General features: G+C 72.7%; 3 protein-coding genes and 1 pseudogene. 2 read left to right on the top strand and 2 right to left on the bottom strand.

Going from position 1 to position 12277, the window contains the following annotated elements; genetic code table 11:
• Positions 1 to 194: 194 nt before the first annotated feature.
• Positions 195 to 4460 (bottom strand): DUF3418 domain-containing protein, encoded by a 4266-nt coding sequence (locus tag U3649_RS07200; RefSeq protein WP_407354177.1) that lies wholly within the window; start codon positions 4458 to 4460, stop codon positions 195 to 197.
• Positions 4461 to 4547: 87 nt separating this feature from the next.
• Between U3649_RS07200 and U3649_RS07195 the strand changes: the two genes are divergently transcribed.
• A complete protein-coding gene (locus U3649_RS07195) occupies positions 4548 to 5117 on the top strand; it encodes a Dps family protein (RefSeq protein ID WP_407354176.1) in 570 nt (189 codons plus the stop codon).
• Positions 5118 to 5429: 312 nt separating this feature from the next.
• Positions 5430 to 7265, top strand: coding sequence for a DNA helicase RecQ (recQ, locus tag U3649_RS07190; protein ID WP_407354175.1), 1836 nt, complete (start codon positions 5430 to 5432; stop codon positions 7263 to 7265).
• A gap of 177 nt (positions 7266 to 7442) precedes the next feature.
• Here recQ and U3649_RS07185 read toward each other — a convergent pair.
• A pseudogene (locus tag U3649_RS07185) lies at positions 7443 to 12191 on the bottom strand (DEAD/DEAH box helicase); the annotation flags it as partial.
• Between the last annotated feature and the right edge of the window lie 86 nt (positions 12192 to 12277).

Genomic DNA, 12277 nt, shown 5'->3' with positions numbered 1-12277 from the left:
CACAGCCTGTCGTAGAGCCGAGCTTGCTCGGCTACGCCGGCTCCGGAGCCGGGAGCAGCGGAGCAAGCTCCGCTCTACGGGGTGCGGGCACCGCAAGCCTGTCGTAGAGCCGAGCTTGCTCGGCTACGTGGGCTCCGGAGCCGGGAGCAGCGGAGCAAGCTCCGCTCTACGGGGTGGCGCGGCGCCGCGGGGCTTCACGGATCCCCGCGCAGTTCCGCCAGCCGGCGCGCCAGCTTCTTCGGCGAGACGTTGCCGCGCGTGCCCAGTTCCTGTGCGTGCAGCGACACGCGCAGTTCCTCCAGGTCGCGCCGGAACGCCTGCCAGCCCGGCTCATCGCCCGCACCCTCCAAGGCCGCCTGCTGCAGCGCTTCGACGAATGGCTTGAGCTCCAGCATCCGCTGTTGGTCGCGCAACGGATCGCGCAGCGCGCGCTCGGCGCGCAGCGCCAGGGTCTTGAGGTAGCGCGGGTACTCCGCCAGCAGCGCCTCCGGCGTGTCGCTCAGGAACCCGGGCGGCGCCAGCGCGGCCAGGTGCGCCTGCATGTCGTCGAGGTTGGCGCGGGCCCAGCCCATCAGGCCGGAATCGAGCCGCGCACGGATCTCGGCGATGCGCTCCAGGATTTCCTCGGCCAGCCGGAGCCTGCGCATGGCCTCGCCGAACAGGGTCCGCGCGATCGCGTCGCGGCGCTCGGCGAACGCCTCGGCGTCGCGGATCGCCTCCAGCCCGTCGGCGGTCAGCGCCGCGAAGGCGCCGTCGACCAGGTCGGCGCGCAGCAGGTCGCCCTCGCGCGCCCCGCCCGGCCGCAGCGAGGCGGCCTCGATCGCGACGTACAGCAGCGCCGTCTTCGGCGGCACCGGCAGCTGCTTGCGCGCCTGCCGCAGCCTGCCGTCCAGCGCGATGTGCAGTAGTCGGCGCACACCGGCCGGGTGGCGCCGCTGCGCCTCGGCCGGATCGGCGTGCACCGCCAGCGACACGCCGTCGCCCTCGTCGTCCAGCGCCGGATACGCGGCGACGCCGCCGGCGCCGGGCACCGACGCCGGGATGGGGTGTTCCGGAAAGGCCCTCAATCCCCGCCGCGCCATGCCCTCGGCCGCGCGCTCGGCGAAGGCGCGCGCAGCGCGCCCGCCGAAGCGCGCACGCAACTCGTCCAGGTCGCGCGATTCGGCCAGGACCTGGCGGCCGTCGGCATCGAGCAGCCGCAGGTTCATGCGCAGGTGCGGATCGAGCGCACCTTCGTCGAAATCCGCCGCCGCCACCTCCACGCCCGTCAGCCGTTGCAGGAACCGCGCCAGCGCACCGGCGAACGCGTCCGCCTCCGGCTGCGGATGCGCCTCGACGAAGGCGCGGGCGAAGTCGGGCGCCGGCACGAAGTTGCGCCGCAGCGCCTTGGGCAGCGCGCGGATCATCGCCGCCGCCTTGTCCTCGAAGAAGCCGGGCGCCAGCCAGGTGAGCCGCGCCGGGTCCAGCGCGTTGAGCAGGTGCAGCGGCAGGCTGACGGTCATGCCGTCGTCGGGCGCGCCGGGCTCGAAGCGGTAGCGCACCGCCAACCGCGCCTCGCCCAGCGCCAGCGCCGGCGGGAAGCGCGCCGCATCGCTCTCGTCGCCGACCAGCAGGTCGTCCTGCGACCACTCCAGCGCATGCCGCACCGCCTCCGGCGCCTTTTTCGCCCAGGCGTCGAGCGAGCGCGCATCGACGATCTCCGCCGGGATGCGCTCGTCGTACCAGCCCAGCATCCACTCCTCGTCGACCACCAGGCCGACGCGCCGCTGCTTGGCCTCTTCCTCGCGCGCGCGCTCGAGCGTGGCCAGGTTGCGCGCCAGGAACGGGCTGCGCAGGTTGATTTCGCCGCCGGCCAGGCCGTCGCGCAGGAACAGCGCGCGCGCTTCCTGCGGATACAGGCGGCCGTAGTCGACCGGCTTCTTCGGCGCCAGCACCAGGCCGAACAGGCTGACCTGTTCGCTGCCGAGCACCCGCCCCTGCGAACGCGACCAGCGCGGATCGTAATGGCGTCGCGCCAGCAGGTGCGGTAGCTCGGCGATCGCCCATTCGGGCTCGATCGCGGCATTGGTCAGCGCCCACACCCGCTCGGTCTCGAGCAGGGTCGCCGACAGCACCCACGGCGGCGGCTTGCGCGCCAGCGGCGAGCCCGGGAACAGCTGGAACTTGCGCCCGCGCGGACCGTCGTAGAGGCCGCGGTCGGCGCGCTGCCCGAGCTGGGTCGGCAGGCCGGCGATCAGCGCGCGATGCAGGCTGGCGTAGGAGGCGGCGATGCCGACGCCTTCCCCCCGCGCGGAAGGCGGAACGTGGGAGCTTTGCTCCTGATCCCCGGGTTTCGGCTGCAAATCCCCCCTGCCCCCCTTTTTCAAAGGGGGGAGTGCGCCTGACTTTTCCTTGTGCAGGGCAGGCGGATGTCGCCGGCCTTTGTTCTGTCTTGGCGGCGGCGGCGACGAGGGACCCACGGCCGTGTCCCAGTCCAGTTCGTCGCACTGCAGCTTGAGCTGCCGGTGCAGCTCGCGCCACTCTCGCATGCGCAGGAAGCCGAGGAAGTGCCGTTCGCACCAGCGCCGCAGCTGCGACTGGGTCGAATCCTCGTGGATCCGGCGATACGCCTCCCAGAGCTTGAGGATGGCGACGAATTCCGACTTCGGATCGGCGAATTCGGCGTGCGCGTTGTCGGCCGCCGCGCGCTGGTCCGCGGGGCGCTCGCGCGGGTCCTGGATGCCGAGGAACGACGCGATCGTCAGCATCTCGCGCAGGCAGCCGTGCTGCTGCGCGGCCACCAGCATCCGCGCCAGCTTCACGTCGACCGGCAGCCGCGCCATCGCGCGGCCGGTCGCGGTGAGCCGGCGCTCGCCGTCGACCGCGCCCAGTTCGGTCAGCTGCTGCCAGCCGTCGGCGATCGCGCGCGGGTCCGGCGGCTCGACGAACGGGAAGTTCTCGACGACTCGCGCATCGTCGCGCGAGCGCCCACGCGCGCGTTTCGAGGTCCCCGAACCGACGGTTTCGCCCAGTCCCAGCGTGAGCATCCGCAGGATCACCCCGGCCAGCGCCGACCGGCGGATCTCCGGATCGGTATAGGGCGGACGCGACTGGAAATCCGCCTCCGAATAGACCCGATAGCAGATGCCCGGGGCGGTGCGCCCGCAGCGGCCCTTGCGTTGCTCGGCGCTGGCCTGGCTCACCGGCTCGACGTGCAGGCGGTCGAGCTTCTGCCGCGGACTGTAGCGCTTGACCCGGGCCAGCCCCGGATCGACCACATAGTGGATCCGCGGCACGGTGAGCGAGGTCTCGGCGACGTTGGTGGCCAGCACGATGCGCCGCTGCGGCCCCGGATTGAACACCCGGTCCTGGTCGCGCACCGACAGCCGCGCGTACAGCGGCAGCACCTCGGTATGCCGGTACTTGCGCCGCTCCAGCGCACGGTGGGCATCGCGGATCTCGCGCTCACCGGGCAGGAACACGAGAACGTCGCCGGTCCCCTTCTCGCGCATGATCTCGTCGCAGGCGGCGACGATGCCGTCGAGGACGGTGAGCGCCCCCGTCCCTGCTTCCCCGTCCGCCTTCCATGGCGAACCATCGTCGGCTCCGGAACGTCCGGCCCGGCCATCCGTGGCCGGGCGTTCGGCGGCGCGGCGGACAAGTTGTCCGCCAGCATGCGCCGCCTCACCCAGAGGCCGATAGCGCACCTCCACCGGGTACCCGCGCCCCTCCACGTCCACCACCGGCGCGTCGCCGAAGTGCTTCGAGAACCGCTCGGTGTCGATCGTCGCCGAGGTCACGATCACCTTGAAGTCGCGGCGCCGCTCCAGCAGCCGCTTCAGGTAACCCAGCAGGAAGTCGATGTTGAGGCTGCGCTCGTGCGCCTCGTCGACGATGATCGTGTCGTAGGCCGACAGCCAGCGGTCGGAGGCGATCTCGGCCAGCAGGATGCCGTCGGTCATGAACTTCACCACCGTGCGTTCGCCGGCCCGGTCGCTGAAGCGCACCTGGTAGCCGACCGCCTCGCCCAGCGGCACCTGCAGTTCCTCGGCCACCCGCCGCGCCACCGCGCGCGCGGCGATCCGCCGCGGCTGGGTGCAGCCGATCGTGCCCGCCGCGCCGCGGCCCGCCGCCAGGCACAGCTTCGGCAGCTGCGTGGTCTTGCCCGAGCCGGTTTCGCCGGCGATCACCAGCACCGGGTGCGCGCGGATCAGCCCGACGATGCGGTCGGCCTCGCGCGCGATCGGCAGCGACGCGTCCACCCGCGCGGCGGGCAATGCCGCGGCGCGGGCCTCGCGCGCGGCCAGCGAGGCCTCCAGTGCGGTCTCGAACGCCGCGTGCGCGCGCCCGTCGCCGGGCGCTGCGCGCCAGCGCGACCACAGCCCGTGCAGGCGCCCGCGGTCGCGCGAAAGCGCGCCGTCGATGGCGTCCCGCGCCCGTTCCAGGGTCGCAGTCGCCGCATTGCCGCTGGGATCCGTCATCGCGCTTGCAAATCTTCCCGGAAGTCACATATTCAGAACGAAAGCCGCCCTATTGTGGCGGCAATCTTCCGACCAGGAGTCCCGCACATGGCCAAAACCAAGACCGCCAAGCCGAAGAAGACCGCCCGCGCAGCCGCCGCGCCCCAGGCCGTGGCATCGCCCGGTCCGCAGTCCAGCGCCCCGGCGATCGATATCGGGATCGGCGACAAGGATCGCAAGCGCATCGCCCAGGGGCTGTCGGTGTTCCTCGCCGACGCCTACACGCTGTACCTGAAGACCCACAACTTCCACTGGAACGTCACCGGGCCGATGTTCAACGCCCTGCATGCGATGTTCGAGGAGCAGTACACCGAGCAGTGGAACGCGCTGGACGAGACCGCCGAGCGCATCCGCGCCCTGGGCTACAACGCGCCGGGCTCGTATGCCGAGTTCATCGAGCTGTCCTCGATCAAGGAGGAGCCGGGCCTGGAGAAGGCGCCGGAATGGCGCGAGATGGTGCGCCAGCTGGTGGTCGGCAACGAGGCCGTCTGCCGCACCGCGCGCAGGGCGCTCAAGACCGCCGACGACGCCGGCGACGATCCCAGCGTCGACCTGCTGACCCAGCGCCTGCAGACCCACGAGAAGTACGCCTGGATGTTGCGTTCGCTGCTCCAGTAGAGCGGAGCTCGCTCCGCTGCTGCTGCTCGTGGCGGTCCGGACTCGCAGCGGAGCAAGCTCCGCTCTACGGGTTCGTACCGAAGAACCGGAGCGGGCGCGATGAAAATCGGGCCGTAGAAGCGCCATTGCTCCCGACGGGAGCGGCACGCTTGCGCGCACATGCCGCCGCCGGTCGCCTGTCCCGGCAGTGCCATGCCTCTCCGCCGACCCGGCGATAGGCGAGGGTTCCGACCCTCGCACAGGCGTTCCACCGACAAGGCGATGGGCGGTTTTCCGCCCCAGGGCGGATAGCCGCTCCGGTATCCTGTGCGCATGCAACGATCTCCTGCGCAGGACGTGCTGCAACGCGTCTTCGGCCATGCCGCCTTCCGCGGCGAACAGGCCGTCATCGTCGAACACGTCGCCGCCGGCGCCGATGCCCTGGTGCTGATGCCCACCGGCGGCGGCAAGTCGCTGTGCTACCAGCTGCCGGCGCTGCTGCGCGACGGCGTCGGCGTCGTGGTCTCGCCGCTGATCGCGCTGATGCAGGACCAGGTGGAGGCGCTGCGCCAGCTCGGCGTGCGCGCGGCCTTCCTCAACTCGACGCTCGACGGCGAGACCGCGGCGACGGTCGAGCGGCAGCTGCTGGCCGGCGATCTCGACCTGTTGTACGTCGCCCCCGAGCGCCTGCTGACCCCGCGCTTCCTGTCGCTGCTCGAGCGCGCACCGCTGGCACTGTTCGCGATCGACGAGGCGCATTGCGTCTCGCAGTGGGGCCACGATTTCCGCCCCGAGTACCGCGAACTGACCATCCTGCACGAACGCTGGCCGCAGGTGCCGCGGATCGCGCTCACCGCCACCGCGGACCCGCCGACCCAGCGCGAGATCGCCGAGCGCCTGCAGCTGGACCGGGCGCGCCGCTTCGTCAGCTCGTTCGACCGGCCGAACATCCGCTATGCGGTGACGCAGAAGGACAACGCCAAGCGCCAGCTGCTGGACTTCGTCGACGGCCACCGCGGCGACGCCGGCATCGTCTACTGCCTCTCGCGGCGCAAGGTGGAGCAGACGGCCGCCTTCCTGGCCGAGCACGGCCATGTCGCCCTGCCCTACCACGCCGGCATCGACGCCGGCGTTCGCGCGGCCAACCAGCGCCGCTTCCTGCGCGAGGAGGGCGTGATCGTGGTCGCCACCATCGCCTTCGGCATGGGCATCGACAAGCCGGACGTGCGCTTCGTCGCCCATGTCGACCTGCCCAAGTCGATCGAGGGCTACTACCAGGAGACCGGCCGCGCCGGCCGCGACGGCGAGCCGGCCGACGCCTGGATGTGCTACGGCCTCGGCGACTTGGTGCTGCTGCGGCAGATGATCGAGCAGTCCGAGTCCGGCGAGGAGCGCAAGCGGCTGGAGCACCGCAAGCTCGACGCCCTGGTCGGCTACTGCGAGTCGATGCGCTGCCGCCGCCAGGTGCTGCTGGCGAACTTCGGCGAGGAGTACGCGCCCGGGAACGGCGGCGCCGACGGCGCCGGACGGGCCTGCGGCAACTGCGACAACTGCCTGCAGCCGCCGGAGGCCTGGGACGCGACCGAGGCCGCGCAAAAGGCCTTGAGCTGCGTCTACCGCAGCGGCCAGCGCTTCGGCGCCGCGCACGTCATCGACATCCTGCGCGGCAGCGACAGCGAGAAGATCCGCCAGTTCGGCCACGACCGGCTCAGCACCTACGGCGTCGGCACCGACCTGGACGCGCGCACCTGGCGCGGGGTGTTCCGGCAGCTGGTGGCGCACGGCCTGCTCGAGGTCGATGCCGAGGGCTACGGCGGCCTGCGCCTGACCGAGGGCAGCCGCGCGGTGCTCAAGGGCAGGCAGCCGGTGATGCTGCGCAAGGTGGCCGCCCCCCGCGAGCGCACGCGCGCGCTGCGCACCGCATCGGCGGCGGCGGAACTCGCGCCCGCCGACCTGCCGCTGTTCGAGGCCCTGCGCGAACTGCGCGCGCAGCTGGCGCGCGAGCAGAACGTCCCGGCCTACGTGATCTTCCACGACAGCACCTTGCGCGAGATCGCGACGCGGCGGCCGTCGAGCGAGGACGAGCTCGCCGGCATCGGCGGCATCGGCGCCGGCAAGCTGTCGCGCTACGGCAGCCAGGTGATCGCCACGGTCGCGACGGCGGGCTGACGCGGCCGGTACGCCGGCCGGCGCGCCGCACGAATGCAGCGGCCGGCTGCCGACATGAACCCGGCAGACCGGCGCCATCCGTAGAGCCGAGCTTGCTCGGCTGCTCTTGGCTCCGGAACCGGAAGCAGCGGAGCAAGCTCCGCTCTACGGGGGGGTGGTGGGGTGGCTTTCGGCCGGCAGCGGCGTGTCGGCGCGCGCGCCGACCGCCGACGCGCCGAGACCCGACGCCGGCTCGCGCAACAGGAGCCTGCGCACCGCGCTTTCCTCGGTCGGCACCAGTTCCGCCAGCAGCGCGACCTGGCCCGCGACCAGCGAACCGACCGGCACGCCATCGCGGTAGAGCACGCGCGCACCCGGCAGCCGCGGGATCCGATCGCCCGGCAATAGCGTGCCGACGAGGTTGAGCGGGTCCATCGCCGACAGGCAGACGAACTCGCCCGCGTCGGGCTTCTGCCGGATCCGCCGCAGCAGGCCGATCGCTTCGGGCAATGCGAACTGCTCACCCGACAGGCCGGAGATGAAGCGTCCGCCACGCAGTTCGCCGCGCGCCTCCAGGCGCCGGTAGACGCGCAGCAGGTCGCGCCAGGGCGGCAGCCAGGCCGCCTCGCGCTCGAGCAGCCGCCAGCAGACCACGCCGTAGCGGCGCAGCAGCACGCGGGCGACGTGTTCGAGGCTCTCGGCGGTCGCGGGCGAGGAGGCGGCGCGGGCATCGGCTTGCGCGGGGGGCGCGTCCGCGTCGACGCGCCGGCCGCACGGGGCCCAGCGCCCGGCGTCCTCGATCCCGAACAACGCCGGACGGCGCCGGCCGCGGCCGCGCGCGGGCGAACGCTTCGACGCCGGCACCAGCAGCGCGCGCAGCCCGGCGAAACTGTCGCAGCGGGCGCGGCCGCGGGCGACGAGCTCGGCCAGCGCGTCCTCCAGCTCGGTCTGCAGCAGCCGCGTCGCATCCGCGATCTCGTCGAAGAACGAGGCGCCGTTGGCGGCCAGGTGATCGGCGACCCGCTGGGCGCGCGAGGACAGCGCCGTGTCGGCGGCGGCGTCCGGCGCCAGCCGCATCCAGTGCGCCGCCGTGCGCCGCGGCAGCAATACCACCGGCGTGGTCCGCACCGTCACCGCGCCGCGCGCGTTCCCCGCGTCGACGTCGCTGGCGCGCAGCCGCGTCCACAGGGTGCGGCCGGCGGTGCACAGTTCGTCGAGCCAGGAGATGGCGTAGTCGCGCACGCGCGCCGGCAGCAGTTCCGACTCCCAGGCGCCCGCCGCCGCCTCGAAGCCTTCCAGCTGCGACAGCACGCCCGCCAGCGCCTCCGGCCCGCTGGCGCGCGCATCGCCGGACACGCGTTGCCAGTCGAACAGGAAGCGCAGGAAGTCGCGCGGCGCCACCGGCTCGATCTCGCGGCGCAGGCGGCCGAGCGTGTAGCGATGGATGCGCGCCAGCAGGTGGCGCTCGCACCACTCCGTCTCCGCGGCGCCGGGGGTGAAGCGGCCCTGCATCGCGTAACCCTCGTTCTGCAGCCGCAGCAGCGCCACGTCGGCATCGAGCGGCGGCAGCGACAGGCTGCGCGCGAGCTCCGCCGCCGGCACCGGCCCGAGCCCGGACAGGCGCGCGCGCAGCAGTTCGGTGGCCGCGTCCTCGGCGGCCCACGCCTGCGCCGCGTACTCCGCCGGCGCCTCGATGCGCGGCTGCAGGAACGCCTGCGGGAACAGCGCGCGCAACTGCGGCAGCCGCTCGGCGGCCACCCACAGTTCGCCGCGCCCGGGCGCCGGCCGCAAGCGCGTGGCGCGATGGCCGCGGGCGAGCGTCTCGAGCCAGCCGCTCCAGCTGGCGTTCGCGGCGGCCTCGCCGGCGGTCACCGCGCCCAGGCCCATCAGCGCATCGTGCATCTCGTCGGCGCCGCGCACCTCGGGCCAGGCCTGGGCGCGCACCTCGGCGATGGCGTCGGCGTCGAGCCGGCCGAGGTCGTCGGCGCCTTCCGGATCGGCGTAGCGGCGCGTCTGCACCGCCTGGGTGCGGCGCTCCTCCAGCGGCGCGTCGTCGAGGAAGGCGTAGGGCCGCGCGTTGATCGCCTCGGCCGCCAGCGGCGACGGCGCGGCCAGGTCGCAGGCCCGCACCTCCACCTCGCCCGCCTCCATGCGCCGCAGCAGCCGCAGCCAGCCCTGCGCGTCCATCGCCTCGTCCAGACAGTCGCGGAGCGTCTGCGCCACCAGCGGATGATCCGGCACCTCGCGCTCGCCGACGATGTTCTCCAGGCACGCCACCTGGTCCGGGAACACGGTGGCCAGGAAGTCCTCGGACTTCATCCGCTGCAGCTGCGGCGGCACCTTGCGCCCGCCCTGGAAGCGCGGCAGCGCCAGCGCGGTGGTCGCGTTCCAGCGCCAGCGCGCGCCGAACAGCGGCGCGTCCAGCAGCGCCTGCACCAGGATGTCCAGCGCCGAGGCCGAATGCAGGTACTGCGAGACCTCGATCAGCGGAAAGCTGTGGCTGGTCGACAGAGACAGCACGATCGCGTCCTCGGTGGCCGCCGCCTGCAGTTCGAAGTTGAACTTGCGGCAGAAGCGCTTGCGCAGCGCCAGTCCCCAGGCGCGATTGATGCGGCTGCCGAACGGGGTGTGGATCACCAGCTGGGTGCCGCCGGACTCGTCGAAGAAGCGCTCCAGCACGATCCGCGACTGGGTCGGCAGCTCGCCGAGCGCCGCCTGCGCGCTTGCCAGGTAGTCGACCAGTTGGCGCGCGGCGGCGGCATCGAGGCCGAGTTCGTCGCGCAGCCAGGCGACGGCATCGCCGTGAGCAGGAGCAAATCCCCCCTGCCCCCCTTTTTCAAAGGGGGGAACAGCAGATGCGGATGCCTCGGCGGATTCTGCCGGCCGTGGAGCAGCGTGCGGTTCGGCGGATCCCGCCGGTTGCGGGGCAACAGACGTTTCAACGGGTTTCGCCGGATGTGGAGCAACGTCCGCCAGGAATTTCGCCGATTCCCGCGATGGCAGCGCCTCACCAGGCGTCGGCGCTTCACGAGGCAGCCCGCCGTCCGTTGCCAGCGATGTTTCCGCTCCGGCGCCCGGCTCCCACCTTTGAAAAAGGGGGGCTGGGGGGGATTTGCTTTCGGCAACAACGCCAGGCCCAAGCCGCGCAGCGACCTCCTCGCGCAACCGCGATACCCCGGCCGACAGCTCGTCGGTCCGCCCCGGTGCCTCGCCGATCCAGAACGGAATGCTCGGCGGCAGCCCCTGCGCGTCCTCCACCCGCACCCGTCCCGGCTCCACCCGCAGGATCCGGTAGCTGGCGTTGCCGAGCTGGAAGATGTCGCCGGCCATGCTTTCGACCGCGAAATCCTCGTTCACGGTGCCGATGTTCTGCGCCTCCGGCTCCAGCACCACGGCGTAGTCGCCGGTGTCGGGAATGGTGCCGCCGGACATCACCGCGGTCATGCGCGCGCCCTTGCGCCCGCGCAGCTTGCGGTTCACCGCGTCGCGGTGCAGGTAGCCGGCGCGCGGGCCGCGGCGGCTGCTGTAGCCCTCCGCCAGCATCCGCACGACCGCGTCGAAATCCTCCCGCGTCAGCTGCGCGTACGGCCAGGCGCGGCGCAGCCAGTCGAACAGCGCGCCCTCGTCCCATTCGCGGCTGGCGACCTCGGCGACGATCTGCTGCGCCAGCACGTCCAGCGGCGCCGGCAGGATCCGCAGCGCGTCGAGCTCGCCGCGGCGCACGCAGTCCAGCAGCGCGGCGCACTCGACCAGTTCGTCGCGCGTGGCCGGGAACAGCCGCGCCTTCGGCACGCCGCCCACCGTGTGCCCGGAGCGGCCGGCGCGCTGCAGGAAGGTCGCGATCGAGCGCGGCGAGCCGAGCTGGCAGACCAGGTCGACGTCGCCGATGTCGATGCCCAGCTCCAGCGACGCCGTCGCCACCAGCACCTTCAGCTCGCCGCGCTTGAGCCGCTGCTCGGCCTCCAGCCGGTGTTCCTTCGCCAGGCTGCCGTGGTGCGCGGCCACGTGTTCCTTGCCCAGCAGCTCGCCCAGGTGGCGCGCGGCGCGCTCGGCCATGCGCCGCGTGTTCACGAACACCAGGGTGGTGCGGTGCGCTTCCGCCAGATCGCCCACGCGCCGGTACACCTGCTCCCACTGGTCGTTGGACATGACCACCGAAAGCGGCGTGGGCGGCAGTTCCAGTGCCAGATCGCGTTGGCGGGTATAGCCGATGTCGACGATCGCGCAGTCCGGGGTTCCGTCGGCCGCGACCGCGGCGGCGCCGACCAGGAACCGTGCCACCTCGTCGATCGGCTTCTGCGTCGCCGACAGCCCGACCCGCACCAGGCGCCGACCGCACAGCGCTTCCAGCCGCTCCAGCGACAACGCCAGGTGGCTGCCGCGCTTGTCGTCGGCGACGGCGTGGATCTCGTCCACGACCACCGTGCGCACCGGCGCCAGCATCGCCCGGCCCGACTCCGAGCCGAGCAGCACGTACAGCGATTCGGGCGTGGTCACCAGGATGTGCGGCGGCCGGCGGCGCATGCCGGCGCGCTCGGACTGCGGCGTGTCGCCGGTGCGCACTGCGGTGCGGATCTCGATATCGGGCAGGCCCATCCGCGCCAGCTCGGCGCGGATGCCGGCCAGCGGCGCCTCCAGGTTCACGCGGATGTCGTTCGACAGCGCCTTCAGCGGCGAAACGTAGACCACCAAGGTTTCGTCCGGGAGTCCCGACACCGCCAGATCACCGAACAGGCCCGTCCCGCCGCCCTCCAGGCCGCGGCGCACCAGGCCGTCGATCGCGGTCATGAACGCGGTCAGCGTCTTGCCCGACCCGGTCGGCGCCGCCACTAGCGTGTTGCGGCCGGCGCGGATCGCCGGCCACGCCGCCGCCTGCGCCTCGGTCGGCGCAGGGAACGCGCCGCGGAACCAGGCGGCGACGGCGGGATGAAAGGCGTCGAGGGGCATCGTGAACGGGAGAGAGGGAGGACGGGCAAGAAAAAATGAGCCTGCGCAACGGGCGTCGCAAGGGATGAGACGGCGGAACCGGGCCG

This window comes from Luteimonas sp. R10 (assembly GCF_045689605.1).
Taxonomy (GTDB): Bacteria; Pseudomonadota; Gammaproteobacteria; order Xanthomonadales; family Xanthomonadaceae; genus Luteimonas.
This window is presented reverse-complemented; position numbering and strand designations above follow the sequence as displayed.